The following is a 19,518-nucleotide window of genomic DNA, read 5'->3' on the forward strand; positions in this document are numbered from 1 at the left end:
TAATTAAAATGGTTGAACTGATGCACTTGGTACTTTTGTACTACTTTAAGAGTTTTTCAATGACACTTTTCATTTCGTCAAACTCTTCTTGCTTGAACAGACGGGTCATGTAGACAATTTTCCCTGTTTTGTCGATAATGACATTGCGGGTTACTCCAGCTCCTTTCTGCGCATAGCTGTAAAAAATTCCTCCTTTAGGATCAAGTAAAAGCGGATAGGAGACTGGAATTTGCTTGCCAAATTTTTCTACTTTCTCGCGTGGTTCATCCAAATCGATGCCAAACAAGGCAAAATCACTGTTGTCTTTGTGTTTTTGCCAAATGTCTTTTTCGATATGGGGCATCTCTTTGCGGCATACGCCACACCAGCTGGCTGTAAACTGTAGCATCACAACTTTTCCTTTGTAATCAGAAAGCTTTACGGTTTTTCCATCGGTTGTTTCAGTGGTAAAATCGGGAGCCTGCTGTCCAACTTTGACTAGGTAGCCATAATCGTCGGGTACTTGCTGGATAGTGGTTTGTGCGTTAGCAAATGTAAATGCGAAAATGAAAATAAACGTTAGAAATTTCATGGGATCTATTGTCTGTTAATTTGTTAAATCTCAATAATGACTTGACTGATTAATGAAAAACAACGGTTCGGTTATTGTATACGAGAACTTTCCGTTGCAGGTGCTTGAAAACGGCATTGGAAAGAACAATTTTTTCCAAATCGCGCCCTTTTCGTATCAGGCTTTTTACGGTATCAACATGGCTACAACGGGTAACGCCTTGGTCAATAATTGGGCCGGCATCCAAATCACTGGTTACATAGTGACTTGTGGCTCCAATAATTTTCACGCCGCGTGCATGCGCTGCATGATATGGTTTGGCTCCGGCAAAAGCAGGAAGGAAAGAGTGATGGATGTTGATGATTCGATTGGGATAATGGTCAACAAAATCTGCAGAAAGAATTTGCATGTACCGGGCTAAAACGATAAAATCAATTTGATGTTCTTTTAGCAATTCCAGTTCAGCAGCTTCCTGCTCCTCTTTGTTGGCATTGTTGACTGGAAAGTAATGGAAGTCGATTCCAAAACGTTCTGCCACCGGACGCATCGTTTCATGGTTGCTGATGATTAGTGGAATTTCAACATCCCATTCTCCTGCCGTGTAGCGAGCAAGAATATCGAACAGGCAGTGCGACATTTTCGAGACAAAAATTGCCATCCGGGGAACGTCTTCGGAAAAATAAATTTTCCAGTTCATGTTTAATTTGGATGCGATGAGGGTGTCAAAATATTCACCAATTTTATCGGCAGGAATTGAGAAATCTTTCAGTTCCCATTCTACACGCATGTAAAATATTTTTTCAACCCGGTCAACATGCTGATCCAGGTTCATGATGTTCCCATTGTTTTTATTCAAAAATTCCGTTACTGTTGCCAGTATTCCTTGCTGGTCGGGACAATGAATTAGCAGGATCGCTGTATCTTTCTTTTCGCGGAGTGGTTTTATGCTTTTCATAGTTTTTTCATTTTTTATCTTTCTCACCACAGAGTTTGCAGAGGTTTCTATTTCTGCATTGATTCTCCTTTCAGGGGTCTGCGGCAAAATTTAATTTAGAGTGTTCCCTTGGTCGATGGGAGCTCAAAGTTAAAAACATCTTTCCGGATTGCCATTTTGATAGCCCGGGCAAGTGCTTTGAAAATACCTTCAATTTTATGGTGTTCGTTTTCGCCTTCTGCTTTTATGTTGAGGTTGGCAAGCGCGGTGTCAGAGAATGATTTGAAAAAATGAAAGAACATTTCGGTTGGCATATCTCCAACTTTTTCGCGCTTGAAATCGGCTTGCCAGATCAGCCAGGGTCTTCCACCAAAGTCAAGAGCAACCTGGGCCAAACAGTCGTCCATGGGTAGGCAATAGCCGTAACGTTCAACGCCTCGTTTATCTCCCAAGGCAAGTTTAAAAGCTTCGCCTAAAGCCAAGCCAGTATCTTCAATGGTATGATGCTCGTCAACCTGTAAATCGCCGTCCACCAGAATATTCAGGTCAATCCCTGAGTGACGCGCTATTTGATCGAGCATGTGGTCGAAGAACCCCAGTCCAGTGCTAATGTTGGCTTTGCCGCTTCCATCCAGGTTCAGCTCAATTTTAATCTTGGTTTCTTTGGTATTTCGCTCCACTTGTGCTGTGCGTTCAGGAGCGGCAACTTGAGCATAAACTTCATCCCAGCTTGAGCTTGTTAACACGCAGGTTTGCTCCAGCCCTTGTTTTTTTAGTTCTTCGGTAAGTGAGCCGTCATTTAGCAAAATGCCCTTGGCTCCAAGATTTTTAGCCAGTTCAATATCTGTTAACCGGTCGCCAATGACAAAGCTGTTGGCTAAATCGTAGCTTCCGTCCATATAATTGCCCATCAATCCGGTGCGAGGTTTGCGTGTCGGAGCATTATCTTCGGGGAAGCTGCGGTCAATTAGAATGTCATTGAACGTGATTCCTTCGTTTTCAAAAGCCTTTAGCATCTTATTGTGAGCAGGCCAAAAAGTATCTTCCGGAAACGAGTCTGTCCCCAGTCCATCTTGGTTGGTCACCATCACCAACTCGTAGTCAAGGTTCTTCGCAATGAAATAAAGGTTGCGAAATACGCCAGGAATAAATTCCAGTTTTTCCAATGAGTCTAACTGAAAATCGATTGGTGGTTCAACAACCAGTGTCCCGTCACGATCAATGAATAAGGCCTTTTTCATCTGTTTAAAATTTTTAATATCGAATAATCAATTATTCGGATTTATAGCAATTCGTTTAATTTATCCAGCAAGATTTGGTTTTCTTCGGGCGAACCAACAGTGATTCGCAGGCTATCATCACACAAAACAACTTTTGAGCGATCTCGCACAATAATTCCATTCTCCACCAGGAAGTCGTAAATTCCTCTGGCATCGTACATTTTAACTAATAAAAAGTTGGCGTCCGAAGGGAATACTTTTACAACAAACGGGAGTTTGGAGAGTTTTTCTTCGAGCGCTTTTCGCTCCTGAATTAGCAGCTCCACCCATTGGTTTTTATCGGCTTCCTGCTCGATGAGCTCCAACGCTTTTTGCTGAGTCAGCATGTTGATGTTGTATGGATACTTGATTTTGTTGAAAACGCGAATGATTTCGGGATTGGCAAAGGCCATTCCCAACCGGATACCTGCCATGCCCCAAGCCTTGGAGAAGGTTTGCAAAATAACGAGGTTTTCGTAGTGACTCAACTTTGGAAGGAGACTGGCTCCCGGAGCAAAATCGATGTATGCTTCATCCAAAATAACCAAGCCCTCAAATGTTTGGATGAGCTTGATTAGTTCCTTGTTGTCGAGCAAATTGCCCGTTGGATTGTTGGGGGAGCATACAAAAATCAGCTTGGTGTGTTTATCTGTTTTTTCCAGAAGGGCTTCTGCTGAAAAGCCATAGTTGTCATTCAGTTTCACCTTGCGAACTTCAATATTGTTGATATCTGCCGCAACTTGGTACATGCCGTAAGTTGGATCAATCGTAACAATATTATCTTTCCCAGGTTCGCAAAAAGCACGAAAAAGCAGATCGATTGGTTCATCACTTCCATTGCCCAGAAAGATTTGGTCAGCCTCACAGCTTTTTTGTTTTGAAATGGCCACTTTTAATTCCCGTTGAAGGGGATCTGGGTAGCGGTTGTAGGGAGCGTTGAATGGGTTTTCATTGGCATCGAGAAAAACCATTGCCTCCCCGGTGTACTCGTCACGTGCTGATGAGTAGGGCTTTAGTGCCTGAATGTTTTTACGTATCAGTTGTTGAAGGTCCATTTTTTTATGTTTTTGAAGGCGGTTGAAAATGATTGAAAACAGTTGAAAACGATGGAAGAAGTGGAAGGCAATTGTCTCCTATTACTTTTCTTTTCCTAATGCTTTCAGTCTTAATGTTACCGCATTTTTGTGTGCATCCAATTGCTCAGCTTCAGCCATTTTTTCAATTACGGGGCCTAAATTTTTAATCCCGGATTCAGATATTTCCTGAAATGTAATCTTACGAATGAAACTATCCAGGTTGACACCGCTGAATGAGCGGGCCCAGCCGTTAGTCGGCAGAGTGTGATTGGTCCCTGATGCATAATCACCAGCGCTTTCAGGGGTGTAGTTCCCGAGGAAAACAGAACCAGCATTCGTAATTTTATCTGCGGTTTGCAGGTAGTTTTCCATGGAGATGATTAAATGTTCCGGTGCATATTCGTTAATAAGCTCGATCATCTCAAACTCATCATTCAAAACAATGGCGACACTGTTTTTTAATGCTTTTTGGGCAATTTCTTTTCGGCTGAGTTGCTTGAGTTGTTTTTCAAGTTCAAGTTCAACCTGATCCACTAATTCTGTCGAGTTGGCCACTAAAACAACTTGAGAGTCTGGTCCGTGTTCGGCCTGCGAAAGTAAATCGGATGCGATGAAGGCTGGATTGGCTGATGAGTCAGCCATGATAGCTACTTCAGAAGGTCCGGCAGGCATGTCAATAGCCACATCGCTGATGCTGACCAGTTGTTTTGCTGCCATAACGTATTGGTTTCCCGGACCAAATATTTTGGCAATCTTTGGGACTGGACCGGCTCCATAGGCCATGGCTCCAATGGCTTGTACGCCTCCCAGCTTGAAAACTTTGGTAACGCCCACCAGCTGAGCCGCAAATAGAATGGCAGGGTTGATTTGTCCTTTTTTGTTTGGTGGGGTGCAGAGCACAATTTCTTTACAACCGGCAATCTGGGCAGGTATGGCTAACATTAAAACACTTGAGAACAAAGGAGCTGAACCTCCCGGAATGTACAAGCCAACTTTCTCAATGGCTACAGCTTTTTGCCAGCAAACAACGCCCTTGGTTGTTTCCACTTTGTTTATTTCCGTCTGTTGGCTGGCGTGGAATTGCTTAATGTTTTCAGCAGCAATGGTAATGGCTTCTTTTAATTTCGGATCAAGTTGATTGGTCGCTTCGCTTAATTCTTGAGCTGAAATGGCAAAATCATCGATCTCGGCACCATCAAATTGTTGGGTGAATTTTTTTATAGCAGAAAGGCCATCTGTTTTGATTTCGGTGAGAATTGCTTTAACGTTTGCAGTCAACTCACTGGCGTCAAAAAGTGGGCGTTCCAGGATTTGAGGCCATTCAGATTTTTTGGGATTCAGGTAACTTTTCATGTATTTAAAATTAGAACCAAGACACTAGAACCAAGACACTAGATAAGATATTTCAATCATTCTCGTGTGTATTAAACGTCCTTGCCATGGGTGTGTTATATGTTTTAATTGCCGTGCATTGTGTTTAGAAAATCATCTTTTCGATTGGCATGACTAAAATACCTTGCGCACCCGCTTCTTTTAATTTCCCAATGATTTCCCAGAACTCTTTTTCGGCAATTACCGACGACATAGATACCCATCCTTCTTCAGCCAGTGTGGTAACCGTTGGGCTTTTCATTCCGGGAAGGATTGCCTTTATTTCCTCAATTTTTTCTTTAGGAGCATTGAGGACAATGTATTTTTTGTCTTTTGCACGTTCCACTGATTCCATGCGGAAAATCATTTCGTCCATAATGGCTCGTTTGTCCGCTGAAAGTTCTTTGGGAGCGACAAGTACAGCTTCTGAGTACAGAGCAACTTCTACTTCTTTAAGACGATTGGAGACCAGTGTTGATCCGGAGCTGACGATGTCAAAAATTGCATCAGCCAAGCCAATCCCTGGGGCAATTTCAACTGATCCGGAAATCACGTGGATATCCGCTTTAACGTTGTTTTTGTCTAGGAAGTCTTTTAAAATAACCGGATAGGAGGTGGCAATTTTTTTGCCATTGAACCACTCAATGCCGGGGTAATCTTCCGATTTTGGAATGGCCAGACTTAAACGGCATTTGCTGAAACCCAGTCGTTTGATGATTTGTACTTGCTCTTTCTTTTCCAGCATTTCGTTTTCACCAACGATGCCGATATCAGCTACTTGGTCGGCTACGGCTTGGGGAATATCGTCATCCCTAAGAAATAGCACTTCGAGTGGAAAATTCTTGGCTGCAGCCAGCAGTTTCCGTTTTCCTAAACTAATGCTAATGCCAGCTTCTGCAAGTAATTGCATGGAGTCTTCGTTGAGTCTTCCTTTCGTTTGAATCGCGATTCTCAGTTGTGTCATGATAATTCAGATCAAATAAAAAAGGCTTACCGTATGGTAAGCCTTCTTTGGATTAATATTTTGGAACAAAACAAAAGAATTACAGCCTACCAATTAATAGGGTATCATGATGATGGCCGTAATGTCCTTGAATGTTGTTCATGTCTTAATTTTCTCTTTGAGCTGCAAGTATAGTGATAAAATAAAAGTACTGCAAGGCTAAAAGTGATAAATTATCATTTAGAGGTGATTTATTATTCATTTTTTAATTTTTCAAGAAAATTACAATCGATTGCGCAAAAAAGATTATTTTTAGGGAAACCTAATATCCAATGGATGGGCTTGCTTGTAAAACAAGTATTGCAATACCCCAAACAACAAATTTTTAGAGGCTGGTTAATGTTTTGTTTTGGAGTGGGCTCGAATGATATTAAAAATAGAAACTTATGAAGAAATTATTAGCAGTTAGCTTAATTCTGTTGTTGGTATGTCAACTATATGCGTCGGACAATGCTGATTTATTCAAGCCTAAGAAGATTGAGAAAGCCATGAAAAAGGCGACCTTCTGGCAGTTAAAACATCCTAAGCATAAACTCTATGACTGGACCAATGGAGCTTTTTACGCCGGTGTTTTTGCAGCCTATGAAACAACCGGTTCAAAAAAAATATGGAAAGCTTTAATGGAGATGGGAGAGACCAATGAGTGGAAGCCCGGTCCTCGTTTACATCATGCTGATGATCACGCAATCTGTCAAACTTACCTGGATGTATATAGGGTTGAAAAGCAGGAGCAAATGCTGATTCCTTTTCGCGATACCATTGATAAGATGATGGCAACACCATATTCTACTGGAAAGATTCGGCCGATTACCTGGTGGTGGTGCGATGCCTTGTTTATGGCACCTCCGGCTTTGGTTAAGCTTGGAGAGATTTTGGATGAACCCAAGTATTTAAAGCTTAATGATAAGCTCTTCAAGGAAACCTATGATTTGCTTTTTGATGAAGAGGAAAACTTGTTTGCGCGAGATATGAAATATAAAACCGACTGGGAAGAACCTCGTTATGAAGCTAACGGGAAAAAGATTTTCTGGTCGCGAGGAAATGGTTGGGTAATGGGCGGTATTGTTCGCGTGTTGGAGGAGCTTCCTGCTGACTACCCGAATCGCTCTTTTTATGAGAAACTTTTTGTACGGATGGCGCAACGCATAGCTGAAATTCAGCAGGAGGATGGACTTTGGCGGGCTAGCTTGCTTGATCCTGCTTCTTACCCAGGAGGAGAGGCCAGTGGTTCTGGTTTCTTCACCTATGCTTTGGCTTGGGGAATCAATAATGGCTTGTTGGATGAGGCTACTTATAAACCGGTTGTTCAGAAAGCTTGGGTGGGCTTAAATAGCCTGATTCAAGCTGATGGACGCGTGGGCTGGACTCAACCGATTGGCGCTGATCCGAGAGCCAATTTTTCAAATGCAAGTTGGGAGGTTTATGGCACTGGTGCTTTTCTTTTGGCCGGTAGCGAAGTGATTAAAATGAACTGGTAGGCTATCTGCTAATTATAAGCTGAAATCTGAAAGGAAATTAGCTGTTAGGATAAAAAGAAAGGGGCGGTTTTCTCAAGTGGAAAACCGCCCCTTTTATCTTGATCAAAAAAGTTATTCAAAAATATTCTTCATCTTCTCGAAGAAGTTTTTGTCTCCGCTTCCGGGAGTGTGCTTGAAGTTGGGAGATTCCTGGAGTTTTTCCAGAAGTTTCCGCTCTTCAGCAGATATTTTCTTTGGTGCCCAGGCATGAATGCGTACCAGCAAGTCTCCCTTGCCATAGCCATTCACATCGGGTAATCCTTTGCCGCGTAGGCGTAAGATTTTTTCAGGCTGAGTTCCTGCTTCAATTTTGACTTTTACCTTGCTTTCAACCGTCGGAATTTCAGCAGTTGTTCCTAAGGCAAAGTCTGGTAAACTCAAAAATAGATTATAAATCAAATTGTTGCCATCTCGAATTAAGTCCGGATGGTTTTCCTCAGCGATGATAACAAGCAAGTCTCCATTCATGCCACCTCTACGTCCGGCATTTCCTTTTCCGGATACGTTGAGTTGCATGCCTTCAGCAACTCCAGCAGGAATTTTAATGGTAACCACTTCTTCGTCGCGAACGACTCCTTCGCCATGGCATGCGGTACATTTGTTTTTAATGATCTGGCCTTCACCATTACAACTCGGGCAAGTTGCTGTTGTTTGCATTTGTCCAAGCAGGGTGTTGGTTACCCGAGTAACATGGCCACTTCCGCGGCAGGTAGAACAGGTTGTATAATCATTACCACCTTGTGCTCCGGTTCCATTACAAGTATCACAAGCTTTGTATTTTTTCAGCTTGATCTTCTTTTCAACGCCATTGGCAATGTCTTTCAACGAAAGTGTGACTTTTACGCGCAAATCTGATCCTCGGTGAACTCTTCGGCCTCCACCTCTGGACGAGCCTCCAAAACCACCAAATCCGCCACCAAAACCACTGCCACCGAAAATATCGCCAAACATGGAGAAGATATCGTCCATAGACATGTCGTGCTGGCTAAATCCACCACCGCCACCGGCGCCACCAACTCCGGCATGACCAAATTGGTCATAACGTTGTTTTTTCTGAGGATTACTCAATACCTCATAGGCTTCGGCTGCTTCCTTGAATTTTTCTTCAGCTTCTTTGTTATCCGGGTTTTTATCCGGGTGATATTGAATGGCTTTTTTTCGGTAAGCCTTTTTAATTTCTTCAGGTGAAGCGCTTTTACTTACTCCTAATACTTCGTAAAAATCTCTTTTTGTCATACTTGCATGTTTTGTCTACTCACCCACCACAACTTTGGAAAAGCGAATGACTTTTTCGTTCATCTGGTAACCTTTCTGGATGACATCGACCACTTTCCCTTTCAGCTCATCTTTTGGTGCAGGTATTTTGGTTACTGCTTCGTGTAAATCTGTGTCAAACTCCTGTTCCAAAGCTTCAATTTCGGTAACACCGTTTTGTTTTAAGAAGTCTTTGAATTTGTTGTAAATCAAGGTTACGCCCGTTTTCAACGGATCATCTTCTTTCATTTCACTGAAAGCTGTCAGTGCGCGCTCAAAATCGTCAATGATTGGAAGAATATTGACTAAAACCGATTCGCCACCAGACTTAATCAAGTCCATTTTTTCTTTCATGGTGCGTTTCCGGTAGTTGTCAAACTCAGCTTGAAGACGAATGTGTTTGTCTTTTATGCTGATCAATTCTTGCCCCAGCGCTTCTACTTTTTCGCTGGCATCGTCTTTTTTCGATTTCTTATGTTCTTTTTTGGCTTTCGCCTTTTTGTCTTTCTTATCAGGTTCAGCAGTTTCTTCCTGTGTTTGAGCTTCGTTACCGTTAATCTCGGTCTCGTTTTCCAGCTCTTGTTCTTGCTTTATTTTTTCGTCTGCCATTGCTATATCTAGTTAAAATTATCGGTTTGACAGTTTACAAAAATGTTGCCAATTCAGGATAGGGGACAAATTGGCACATCCACTTTGCAAAATGCTGACAAAAGTATAAAAAGAAAGGCAGTACCTATGCACTGCCCTTGTATTATCAGGTATGATATAATCTTATTTTAATAGTTCCTTCAAGGTTGCTTTAAGTGCAGCACCTCTTAGGTTTTTGGCAATAATGACACCGTCACCATCAATCAAAAAGTTTGTTGGAATACCTCTTACTCCATACACTGCAGCATATTTTGAATGCCATCCTTTCAGGTCTGATACATGGTAATCCCAGCTTAGTTCATCGGCTTTAATTGCGCGCTCCCAAGCTTCTTTACTCTTATCGAGCGATACACTGAAAACAGTAAACCCATTTCCATTCTGGAACTTTTTGTTTTTAAACTCCTCATAAGCTTCAACCACAATTGGGTTTTCGCGACGGCATGGTGGACACCAGGAAGCCCAAAAGTCGATTAGTACCAATTTTCCTTCCAATGATGATAGTTTTAGTTCTTTACCATCAATTGATTGTTCAGCTATTTCAGGGGCTTTGTTTCCTTCACGTAACCCAATCTTAACTCCATCCTTGGCCTCGGTGTGAATTGCTAATCCTAGAATTAGCACCAAAGCGATAATAATTTTCTGTTTCATCAATTTCAAAATGTTTATAATTCCAAATTAAACGAGATGTCAAGTATAACAAAAATGGAAGTATTCAGGTCGATCTTGCTTTGATTTTTGAAAATATTAACAAAATCAGTCGCTTATTTGGCTAATCGACTCGTTCTATTTTTGCTCCAATGCTATTCAGGCGTTGATCAATTCCTTCGTATCCTCGGTCGATTTGCTCGATATTATAAATTTTGCTTTCTCCTTGTGCTGAAAGGGCGGCAATAAGCAAAGCTACTCCTGCGCGAATATCAGGAGACGACATTGTTGTTCCTTTCAATTGGTGCTTCTTATTTTGTCCGATAACGGTTGCGCGGTGTGGGTCGCATAAAATGATTTGCGCACCCATATCAATAAGTTTATCAACAAAGAACAGGCGACTTTCAAACATTTTTTGGTGTATGAGGACACTGCCTTTCGCTTGTGTCGCAATAACCAGGAAGATGCTGAGCAGGTCCGGAGTAAGTCCGGGCCATGGAGCATCGGCAATGGTCATGATTGACCCATCAATAAATGTCTCAATTTCGTAGCTATCCTGTGCCGGAATGTGAATGGAGTCTCCCTGAATGTTAAGCTGGATGCCGAGTCGTTTAAATGAATCGGGGATAATGCCTAAGTGGTTAACTCCTGCATTGGGTATGGTTATTTCAGAGCTGGTCATTGCCGCTAGTCCAATAAAACTTCCCACTTCAATCATGTCAGGCAGAATGGTGTGCTTACATCCTTTTAATTCGGAAACTCCTTCGATACGCAAAAGGTTTGAGCCAATTCCATCAATTTTCGCCCCCATAGCAACCAGCATGTTGGATAGTTGCTGTAAGTAGGGCTCGCAAGCTGCATTGTAAATGGTGGTTGTTCCTTCTGCCAGAGTGGCTGCCATTAAAATGTTGGCTGTTCCCGTTACCGAAGCTTCATCCAGAAGCATGTAGGCTCCTAGAAGCTTTTCTGTTTCAACATGGTAAAAATGCTTGTCTGGATCGTAGTTGAATTGAGCTCCTAGCTTTTGGAGACCGACAAAGTGCGTGTCTAAACGGCGACGTCCGATTTTGTCGCCCCCAGGTTGAGGAATGTAAGCTTGTCCGAAACGGGCAAGCAGAGGCCCAATAATCATGATTGAGCCACGCAAACTGGTCGCTTGTTGAGCAAATTGTTCTGATTGCAGGTAGTGCATGTCCAACTGGTCTGCCTGAAACAGATACATTCCTTTTTGAACTCGGTTTACTTTTACACCGAGTTCGGTAAGGATTTCAATAAGTTTCAGAACATCCCGTATTTCTGGAATATTGCTGATGGTAACTTGTTCTGTCGTTAGAAGTGTTGCACAGATTACTTCAAGAGCTTCGTTCTTTGCTCCTTGGGGGTGAAGCTCACCAGCTAGCTTATGACCTCCTTCAATATGAAATGTTGCCATCTCTTTGCTTGCGATTAATCGTTTTTACGGTGTTTTTTTGGATTGCGTCCTTGGGTGTTTTGTTTTTTTCGTGGAGCTGAACGTTGCAAGATGTCGCGAGTTTCGGCCAGGTTCAGATTATCTCTCTTGACTTTTCCTTTTGAAATTTCTTCCAAATCCAAGTAGATTTTTTCATCGTCGACAGCATCTTTGTTCCACGTGAGGTAGCACTTTTTCATGTGGTTGGCCAGCATGGTGATCAGGATTTCTTTTTCTTCCCCATCCTCATAGGCAGCAGCCTCATCAACCATACGTTCTAATACTTTCCCATAATACCGGAATCGAATATTGTTACTCGCATATTCCACTTTTTTGGGAGCTTCTTGGAATGTTTCAGGTCTTGGAGGGTCGTATGGATAGTCAATATCCAATTTGAAATCAGCCATAATGGCTAAGTGATCCCACAATTTGTGTTTGAAATCATTAATGTCTCTCAAATAAGGGTACAAATTACCCATGATGTCGATGATGGTTCTTGCCGCCAGGTTGCGTTCCTCACGATTTTCAATGGTTAATACATGATCAACCATATTTTGAATATTACGCCCATACTCTGGCAGGGGTAATTTTTTACGATTCGAGTTATAATCCATTTAAAAAAAGTATATCAAAATAATCTTTTTGTGTAAAACAAGGTTGTCTAATTCCGGTAATTCAGTTGATAATCTGAAGTGAAGGCGATATTATCTGTTTGCAAAACTAAATGAAATTAATTTGCTGACCAATTTATTTCTCATTTTATTGGTCTAGTATCGCTTAATTTATTGGATGTTACCTCTTTTTTTTAGACAATTTTTAGTTTGGCAAATTTGAGTAAGAGTTGTTTTTGTCCGGCATTTTGAAAGAACACGGTTGCCTTGAGGTTGGGGAAGCTTCCTTCGACTTGGAGTACTTTCCCCTTGCCAAAACGTTGGTGTTCAACCATCATTCCGGTTTGGATATCACGAGGATCATCACCGTCAAAGTTCTGAGAGCGCTGTTTTGCTTGGCGCAGCTGTACCAATTTTTGTTTCATGCCTGGTTGGTCAGTTGTTGTAGGACGGCGCCCCACAGTACCAGTTTTGCCGAAGCTTTGTTTTTGAATGGCTTGTCCTTCAGTAGGGAGCTCATCAAAGTTGAAATCTGCTTCATCTGGCATGTCCAGGTATTGTTCATCAACCTCGGTAATGAAGCGGCTGGGGTTGCAAAAATCTAACTTCCCCCAACGGTAACGTTGTTTGGCAAAACTGAGGTAGGCATTTTCCTCAGCCCTGGTTAGAGCAACATAAAATAGCCGGCGTTCTTCCTCAAAAGCTTCTGGTGTAATATTTCCAAACTGGCTTGAAGGGAACAGGTTTTCCTCAACCCCCACAATGAAGACATTTTTAAATTCCAATCCTTTGGAAGAGTGCACAGTCATGAGGGTTACTTTGTCCATGTCTTCCTCTTTTTCCGAGTCTTGATCGGTTAGCAGGGCGACATCTTCCATGTAGTTTGCCAGTAAATTGGGCTGGCCTTCTTCCCGCGCGTTAATTGAGAACTCCTGGATACCGTTGAGCAATTCCTGAATGTTTTCAAAACGGCTTAAGCCTTCGGGTGTCTGATCTTTGTATAGGTCTTTGATGATGTTGGTCTGGGTGGCAATCTCGCTGGCCATTTCGTAGGCATCATTTAGTACTGCTTTCTCCTGAAACTGCAGGATCAACGCAACAAATTGTTGTACTTTGCTGAGTAGCCCTTTATTAAGCGCTGCATGGTTGTTTGTTCCGCTTTGCTCAATAATTTCGAAAATGCTAACGCCATTATCCAAGGCTGCTTGTTCCAGCTTGCTAAGTGTTGTTGCTCCAATTCCCCGCGCTGGGTAGTTGATGATTCGCTTGAGCGCTTCGTTGTCCTTTGGGTTGATTACCAGTCGGAAATAGGAGAGCAGATCTTTGATTTCCTTGCGTTGGTAGAAGGAAAGACCACCGTATATTTTATAGGGGATATTTCTTTTTCGCAGGGCTTCCTCAAAAATACGCGACTGGGCATTGGTTCGGTAAAGAATGGCATAGTCAGCGTATTTATAATGTTGCCGCATGCGGGTTTCACTAATTTCATTGGCCACCAAGTAGCCTTCCTCATTGTCAGTCAGAGCCGAGAAAACCTTGATTTTATTTCCTTGGTCATTTTCAGAATAGACGGTCTTGGGTAATTGGCGCTTATTTTTTTGAATGATGCTGTTAGCAGCATTTACAATTGTTTGTGTTGAACGGTAATTTTGCTCCAGTTTATACACTTGATGCTCAGGATAATCTTTTTGAAAGTTGAGAATGTTCTCAATTCGTGCTCCCCGGAATGAGTAAATACTTTGTGCATCGTCACCTACGACACACAGATTTTTGTGGGTTGCAGCCAGGTTTTTAACAATCAGGTATTGTGCAAAGTTGGTGTCCTGGTACTCATCAACCAATACATAGTCAAATCGTTCCTGGTATTTTTTTAGAATGTCCTTGTGGTCACGAAACAGGATGTTGGTTTTCAATAGCAGGTCGTCAAAGTCCATGGCTCCTGCTAAAAAACAACGACGTGCATATTCCTTATAAATTTCTGCAATTCGAGGCATTCGGATGCTCATGTCGTACTCACGAACTTGGGCATTTTGAGCATAAGCTGCCGGTGTTATTAAGCTGTTTTTGGCAGCCGATATTCTGCTGGAGACAACATTCGGCTTGTAGGTTTTATCATCGAGTTTAAACTCTTTGATAATGGCCTTTAACAAGCTTTTAGAGTCAGCAGTGTCGTAAATTGTGAAATTAGAAGGATAGCCGAGAACTTCGGACTCAGTTCTTAAAATACGGGCAAAAATGGAGTGGAAGGTTCCCATCCACAGGTAACGAGCCGTTTGCTGTCCAACAATGCTGGCAATCCGTTCTTTCATTTCGCGGGCCGCTTTGTTGGTAAATGTAAGCGATAAAATGCTTCCCGGGCGTGCTCCTTGTTTCAACAGGTGAGCAATTCGGTATGTAAGAACGCGCGTTTTTCCTGATCCGGCTCCTGCAATAACGAGCGATGGGCCATCGGTGTTTTCAACTGCGTTGCGCTGAGCTTCATTAAGTTCTTCTAGGTAATTCACAATCACTATTTTTCAAAATCAGCCTCAAAAGTATAACCTATTTTTATATTTTACTGTTTTGCCTGAGGCTAGTTTTCAACAAAACGTTTTGGGAGAAAAATAAAAGTCTGTAAAAGATAAATCAATTTTTAGCGTTAATATTGTATTGTTTTAGAAATTCAAGACAATTTTTCGATGAAATAACGCAGGTTTCCGAATTGGATGTCCTTTTGGTAAAGAGAATCCGATTTTGGAAAAAAGTTCATCGATCACAATCGAAAAAAAGAATTTATTGACATGAAGTTGATGCCTAAACTGCAAGTAGTTTTCTTATTTATTTATTGCTTTTCAAGTTTGTTTGTTAACGCTCAAATTAGTTCTGAGGCTGATGATATGGTTCCCACTGAATACAGTTCTGGGGCGCAAGATCAGATTTATATTTTTTGCACCGCCCCCAATGAACAGGCAGGCATGCTAAAAGCAGACGCTCCGGGAGGAGGGGCTGCTTCGTTTGAATGGGGCAAATACAATTCGGCAACGGGTAGTTTTGATGTTTTTCTAACTGAAAACTCGGGGAGTAGCTCATCAACGGTTAATAACTTGGCTGATGGAGGCTATCGTGTGACAGTAACGGAAGGAACTGAAAGTACTGTTTATACGGCTTGGGTGATGAATAGTTGGTACACGGCTACGGCTGAAGTGTCGGAGTCAACTTGCGATTATTTTCAACTCACTGCAGCGTTTGAGGAGGCTAATTTAACTTATTATGATCTGCCAACAGGTCAGGCAAAAACCTTGTTTAAAGATGTTAAGGCAAAATGGATGGTTGATGGCCTTGAGATTTCATCCTTGTTGAGCCCGCAGATATATGGTCCGCCTGCAGAAAATACCAATTATGTGCTGACTGTTTATGATCGTTTTGGCTGTCAGGTTGAAGTTCCGGTTACCTATCAATCAGTGGTAACAGAGGCTTCGTTTACTGCAAATCCAAGTCAGGGAGATGCTCCTTTGGAAGTCGCTTTTACAAGTACTTCGAAAAATGCGGATGAGTATGAGTGGTTCTTCTTTCGTGAGCGCGGAGAGTTGATTGAGGAAGGTCAGGCTGGAGGAGTTGTTGATAGTATTTTACAAACAGCAATTGATCCTAATCCGACTTTTGTGTTTGAGAAAACAGGAAGTTATGAAGTGAAACTCGTGACAATAAAGAATAACGGCGACTTTGCATGTACCGATACGGTGTATTTGGATGGCTATATTGAGGTTGATGAGTCGGATTTGTTTGTGCCGAATGTGTTCACTCCCAATGGAGATGGGGATAATGACGAATTTGTAGTTGCTTTTAAGTCGATGCAGTCCGTCGATATTCAGATCTTTAATCGTTGGGGGCGAAAGGTGCATGTATGGAAGAGTAGCAATATTCGTAATTCAGAAGAAGCACAAAAAGAGGCTGTTTGGGATGGGCGCATTGGAGGTCGTTTGGCTAGTCCTGGCGTTTATTACTATGTTGTTGAAGCCAAAGGGCGCGATGGAAAAGCTCATAACGATCATGGCTTTGTGCATCTGTTTCGCGAAAAGTAAGAGCTTGGCATAATAAGGAATTGAGTCGGAGTTGGCAGTTTTTTATATCGCTGGTAGCCATTGGTAAATAAATAAGATTTTTATGAAAAGTAAAATCCCCCGGATTGGCTGGTCCGGGGGATTTTCATGTTTAGTTTTTGATTACTATTAAAGAAAGGATTAGAAATTGGTTTTTTTAATCTTCTTCTTGTTCTGCGGCGTAGCTTGCAAGAAGTTCATCTTGTACCTCTTGAGGTACTTTTTCGTAGCCATCGAAACTGATGGAGAACATGCCTCGCCCTTGTGTAATGGAGCTTAACGATGTGTTGTATTTGTGCATTTCTTTGAGTGGGACTTTGGCGTTGATTTTCTCATAGCCTTTTTCGCTTCCCATTCCCATGATCAGGGCGCGGCGTCCTTGTAAGTCACTCATGACATCACCCATGCGTTCGCTTTGTACAAAAACCTCAAGGTTATAAATTGGCTCCAAAATTTTTGGGCCTGCATTTTTAAATGCTGTTGAGAAGGCATTTCTTCCGGCTAGCTTAAATGAAATTTCATTGGAGTCAACCGGGTGCATCTTACCATCGTAGACATATACCCGGATATCGCGAGCATAGGAGCCGGTAAGCGGTCCTTCTTCCATTTTTTCCATGATTCCTTTAAGAATAGCTGGCATAAAGCGACCATCAATGGAACCTCCGACAATGCAGTTGTGATAAATCAATTTTCCACCCCATGATAATGGGTATTCCTGCGTGTCGCGAATGGAGAGTTTTTGCTCTTTTCCATTCATTTGGAACATCGATTTAGGATCTACTCCTTCGATGTAGGGTTCAATAATCATATGTACTTCGCCAAACTGTCCGGCACCACCTGATTGTTTTTTGTGGCGGTAATCGGCTTGCGCTGACTTGGTGATGGTTTCACGATATGGAATTTTTGGTTTAAGGAATTCAATGTCGATTTTGTATTCGTTTGTGTAGAACCATTTGAGTGCATTGAGGTGATATTCTCCCTGGCAGTGTACCAACATTTGCTTGAGTTCTTTTGAATACTCTACGATGAATGTTGGATCCTGATCATGAAGTTTTTGGAAGCTTTCACCTACTTTTTCCTCATCGGCTTCGTTAACTGCCTTTAAGGCAACGGTATGGCGCGAAGTTGGAAATTTAACTTCTGCAAATTTATAACGAGCTGATTTTTCGCTAAGCGTGTTGTTTACGGTAACATCTTTCATTTTTACCGTTGCACCGATGTCGCCGGCAATCATCGCTTCTACTTTGGTTCGGTTTTTACCGGCTGAAACGAAGATCTGAGAAATTCGCTCTTTATTTTCGGTTTTAGTGACAATCAGATCCTGGCCTTCTTTAACCGTGCCACTCATTACTTTGAAATAAGTAATCTCGCCAACGTGCTGCTCAATGGTTGTTTTAAAGACCATTAGAGAAGTCGCTGCGTTTTCTGATTTATCCACTGTTTTTCCATTGATTTCGGGAACTTCAACTGCTTCGGCGGGGGAAGGAGTGATGTTGGCAATAAATTCCATCAAGCGTCCAACTCCCATGTTGTGTTTGGCTCCAGTGCAAAATACGGGGAAGAGACTGCGGTCGATCATGCCAAGCTTAATACCTTGGCGCATTTCATCTTCGGTCAGCGTGCCTTTGTCGAAGTAAAGCTCCATTAAAGCCTCATCGTTTTCGGCAGCCATCTCTACCAGTTCGTTGTGTAGTTCGTCTGCTTTATCTTTTTCGTCAGCAGGAATGTCCAGGATTTCGGGTTTGCCACCATCTGCCGGGTATTTATAAAGCTTCATTTTCAATACGTCAATGATTGAATCGAAGCCAGGGCCAGCATTAACCGGGTATTGAACAACGGTAACCTTGTTTCCAAAAATGCTTTTTGCTTGATCAACGGCTTGGTCAAAATTGACGTTTTCGTGATCGAGTTGATTGAATGCAAAAATCATTGGTTTGCCTGCCTTTTCGGTGTAGCGGCATACTGATTCTGTGCCTGCTTCAATGCCATGCGAGGTGTTAATCGTAACGATAGAGCATCCCACAACATGAAGGGCTGAAATAACGCTTCCGCGGAAGTCGTCCATTCCGGGAGTGTCAATGATGTTGATTTTTTTGTCGTTGCAGAAGGTGTGAAGGACTGATGAGAAGACGGAGTTGCCATAATCCTGCTCAATGGGGAGGTAGTCCGAGGTGGTGTTTTTTGCAGTTACCTCGCCTCTGCGGTTGATCACTCCACCCTCGAACAGCATGGCTTCTGCGAGGGTGGTTTTCCCACTGCCAGCATTTCCAACTAGTGCAATGTTGCGGATTTGGTCTGTTTTATAGATTTTCATGTGTTAGTTTATTTATTGGTTTAAAAAAATCTCTTGTAGGTCTATTTTCCTGTGGAAGTCACCAAAATTAGTAATAATTTATTAACAAACAACGAGACGTTGTTTGGGGGAATATGTTATAAAAATGTTTTCAAAAATCTACCAAAATAAAAGTTTAAAAAGTTTTGCTATGAACTTGCTATCGCGGCATTGGTTAGTTGTGAAAAGTGCGTGCTTGAATAGGTTTTTATTTTTGATTGGATTTTGGGAGGGCTGTGTTTTCTTGGTTTAGTATAATATTTATCAACGCAACGTTTTTCGGGTTTATTCATCTTGCTATTGTATTAGGGAGACTAAAGGATTTAAATTATGGAAAGAGATATTCGTTGCGTGTCGATTTTGTTTTTGGGTGTGTTTTTGATGGTTGTTGGCTGCTCTAAAGAGGAGACTGTTGTTGAAGGTTTTGAGAGAGGGGAGGAGGTGAAGTGTGTGTCCGGAGTAAAAGGAGTTATTGGGTATGTTGCTCAGGTTGATAAGTTTGCCATTTTTACAGGTGTTGATGGGGCTTATGATTCGCAGGGCGTCGGTCTTGTGTCTCTTATTCCTGAAGAGTTTCAGGTTGAGGGTTTAGAGGTTGTGTTTGATGGTGTGTATTATTCTTGTGATGGTATTTTTCCAAGTATTCCAGGGCAGGTCTATTATTATCTTGATGTTTCCGCAATTAAGTTGCTTGTGGATTAGTGGATTTGGATCGTCATTGGGTAAATGAGTATTTTTTTTGCACTATCAACGGGTAATTGTGAATAACTAATGGCTGGTATTGGCGAG

General features: G+C 42.0%; 16 protein-coding genes. 3 read left to right on the forward strand and 13 right to left on the reverse strand.

The window, feature by feature from the left end; all coding sequences use genetic code 11:
- Positions 1-40: 40 nt before the first annotated feature.
- The 6 genes from BM156_RS06980 to hisG form a co-directional block, all read right to left on the reverse strand.
- A complete protein-coding gene (locus BM156_RS06980) occupies positions 41-571 on the reverse strand; it encodes a TlpA family protein disulfide reductase (protein WP_093919114.1) in 531 nt (176 codons plus the stop codon).
- Between the two features lie 49 nt (positions 572-620).
- A complete protein-coding gene (gene purU, locus BM156_RS06985; RefSeq protein WP_093919115.1) occupies positions 621-1,505 on the reverse strand; it encodes a formyltetrahydrofolate deformylase in 885 nt (294 codons plus the stop codon).
- A gap of 95 nt (positions 1,506-1,600) precedes the next feature.
- A complete protein-coding gene (gene hisB / locus BM156_RS06990; RefSeq protein WP_093919116.1) occupies positions 1,601-2,725 on the reverse strand; it encodes a bifunctional histidinol-phosphatase/imidazoleglycerol-phosphate dehydratase HisB in 1,125 nt (374 codons plus the stop codon).
- A 41-nt stretch (positions 2,726-2,766) separates the two neighbouring features.
- Positions 2,767-3,798: a histidinol-phosphate transaminase gene (gene hisC, locus BM156_RS06995; RefSeq protein ID WP_093919117.1), complete on the reverse strand. Its 1,032-nt coding sequence runs from the start codon at positions 3,796-3,798 to the stop codon at positions 2,767-2,769.
- A gap of 81 nt (positions 3,799-3,879) precedes the next feature.
- Positions 3,880-5,172 (reverse strand): histidinol dehydrogenase, encoded by a 1,293-nt coding sequence (hisD, locus tag BM156_RS07000; RefSeq protein WP_093919118.1) that lies wholly within the window; start codon positions 5,170-5,172, stop codon positions 3,880-3,882.
- Between the two features lie 124 nt (positions 5,173-5,296).
- On the reverse strand, positions 5,297-6,154 hold the full coding sequence (hisG, locus tag BM156_RS07005) for an ATP phosphoribosyltransferase (protein ID WP_093919119.1): 858 nt from the start codon (positions 6,152-6,154) through the stop codon (positions 5,297-5,299).
- A gap of 425 nt (positions 6,155-6,579) precedes the next feature.
- Between hisG and BM156_RS07010 the strand changes: the two genes are divergently transcribed.
- Positions 6,580-7,671 (forward strand): glycoside hydrolase family 88/105 protein, encoded by a 1,092-nt coding sequence (locus BM156_RS07010; RefSeq protein ID WP_093919120.1) that lies wholly within the window; start codon positions 6,580-6,582, stop codon positions 7,669-7,671.
- Positions 7,672-7,782: 111 nt separating this feature from the next.
- On the opposite strand, the gene dnaJ is transcribed toward BM156_RS07010, so the two are convergent.
- From dnaJ to BM156_RS07040, 6 genes are all read right to left on the reverse strand, one after another.
- Complete coding sequence (gene dnaJ / locus BM156_RS07015) at positions 7,783-8,946, reverse strand: molecular chaperone DnaJ (RefSeq protein WP_093919121.1); 1,164 nt, start codon at positions 8,944-8,946, stop codon at positions 7,783-7,785.
- Between the two features lie 15 nt (positions 8,947-8,961).
- Positions 8,962-9,573: a nucleotide exchange factor GrpE gene (locus tag BM156_RS07020; RefSeq protein WP_093919122.1), complete on the reverse strand. Its 612-nt coding sequence runs from the start codon at positions 9,571-9,573 to the stop codon at positions 8,962-8,964.
- Positions 9,574-9,735: 162 nt separating this feature from the next.
- Positions 9,736-10,260 (reverse strand): TlpA family protein disulfide reductase, encoded by a 525-nt coding sequence (locus BM156_RS07025; RefSeq protein WP_093919123.1) that lies wholly within the window; start codon positions 10,258-10,260, stop codon positions 9,736-9,738.
- Positions 10,261-10,381: 121 nt separating this feature from the next.
- Entirely contained in the window at positions 10,382-11,689 is a 1,308-nt protein-coding gene (gene murA, locus BM156_RS07030) for a UDP-N-acetylglucosamine 1-carboxyvinyltransferase (RefSeq protein WP_093919124.1), read from the reverse strand.
- Between the two features lie 14 nt (positions 11,690-11,703).
- Positions 11,704-12,321, reverse strand: a complete 618-nt coding sequence (locus tag BM156_RS07035; protein WP_093919125.1) for a DUF4290 domain-containing protein — start codon at positions 12,319-12,321, stop codon at positions 11,704-11,706.
- A gap of 191 nt (positions 12,322-12,512) precedes the next feature.
- Positions 12,513-14,822, reverse strand: coding sequence for an ATP-dependent helicase (locus BM156_RS07040; protein ID WP_212733441.1), 2,310 nt, complete (start codon positions 14,820-14,822; stop codon positions 12,513-12,515).
- A gap of 276 nt (positions 14,823-15,098) precedes the next feature.
- Here BM156_RS07040 and BM156_RS07045 point away from each other — a divergent pair, with 276 nt between their 5' ends.
- Positions 15,099-16,379 carry a T9SS type B sorting domain-containing protein gene (locus BM156_RS07045; protein ID WP_093919126.1) on the forward strand — a complete coding sequence of 427 codons (1,281 nt, stop codon included), beginning with the start codon at positions 15,099-15,101 and terminating at the stop codon, positions 16,377-16,379.
- A gap of 175 nt (positions 16,380-16,554) precedes the next feature.
- On the opposite strand, the gene BM156_RS07050 is transcribed toward BM156_RS07045, so the two are convergent.
- Positions 16,555-18,711 carry an elongation factor G gene (locus BM156_RS07050; RefSeq protein ID WP_093919127.1) on the reverse strand — a complete coding sequence of 719 codons (2,157 nt, stop codon included), beginning with the start codon at positions 18,709-18,711 and terminating at the stop codon, positions 16,555-16,557.
- Between the two features lie 348 nt (positions 18,712-19,059).
- Here BM156_RS07050 and BM156_RS07055 point away from each other — a divergent pair, with 348 nt between their 5' ends.
- Positions 19,060-19,431 (forward strand): hypothetical protein, encoded by a 372-nt coding sequence (locus tag BM156_RS07055; RefSeq protein ID WP_093919128.1) that lies wholly within the window; start codon positions 19,060-19,062, stop codon positions 19,429-19,431.
- The last annotated feature ends 87 nt before the right edge of the window (positions 19,432-19,518 follow it).

It is taken from the genome of Sunxiuqinia elliptica (genome assembly GCF_900113005.1).
Classification (GTDB): Bacteria; Bacteroidota; Bacteroidia; order Bacteroidales; family Prolixibacteraceae; genus Sunxiuqinia; species Sunxiuqinia elliptica.

Coding starts and splice junctions, on each gene's coding strand:
- purU (WP_093919115.1), bottom strand. CDS start 1,505: ATGAAAAGCATAAAACCACTCCGCGAAAAGAAAGATACAGCGATCCTG.
- hisB (WP_093919116.1), bottom strand. CDS start 2,725: ATGAAAAAGGCCTTATTCATTGATCGTGACGGGACACTGGTTGTTGAA.
- BM156_RS07045 (WP_093919126.1), top strand. CDS start 15,099: ATGAAGTTGATGCCTAAACTGCAAGTAGTTTTCTTATTTATTTATTGC.
- BM156_RS07010 (WP_093919120.1), top strand. CDS start 6,580: ATGAAGAAATTATTAGCAGTTAGCTTAATTCTGTTGTTGGTATGTCAA.
- BM156_RS07035 (WP_093919125.1), bottom strand. CDS start 12,321: ATGGATTATAACTCGAATCGTAAAAAATTACCCCTGCCAGAGTATGGG.
- BM156_RS07050 (WP_093919127.1), bottom strand. CDS start 18,711: ATGAAAATCTATAAAACAGACCAAATCCGCAACATTGCACTAGTTGGA.
- BM156_RS07055 (WP_093919128.1), top strand. CDS start 19,060: ATGGAAAGAGATATTCGTTGCGTGTCGATTTTGTTTTTGGGTGTGTTT.
- hisD (WP_093919118.1), bottom strand. CDS start 5,172: ATGAAAAGTTACCTGAATCCCAAAAAATCTGAATGGCCTCAAATCCTG.
- murA (WP_093919124.1), bottom strand. CDS start 11,689: ATGGCAACATTTCATATTGAAGGAGGTCATAAGCTAGCTGGTGAGCTT.
- BM156_RS06980 (WP_093919114.1), bottom strand. CDS start 571: ATGAAATTTCTAACGTTTATTTTCATTTTCGCATTTACATTTGCTAAC.
- hisG (WP_093919119.1), bottom strand. CDS start 6,154: ATGACACAACTGAGAATCGCGATTCAAACGAAAGGAAGACTCAACGAA.
- dnaJ (WP_093919121.1), bottom strand. CDS start 8,946: ATGACAAAAAGAGATTTTTACGAAGTATTAGGAGTAAGTAAAAGCGCT.
- hisC (WP_093919117.1), bottom strand. CDS start 3,798: ATGGACCTTCAACAACTGATACGTAAAAACATTCAGGCACTAAAGCCC.
- BM156_RS07025 (WP_093919123.1), bottom strand. CDS start 10,260: ATGAAACAGAAAATTATTATCGCTTTGGTGCTAATTCTAGGATTAGCA.
- BM156_RS07020 (WP_093919122.1), bottom strand. CDS start 9,573: ATGGCAGACGAAAAAATAAAGCAAGAACAAGAGCTGGAAAACGAGACC.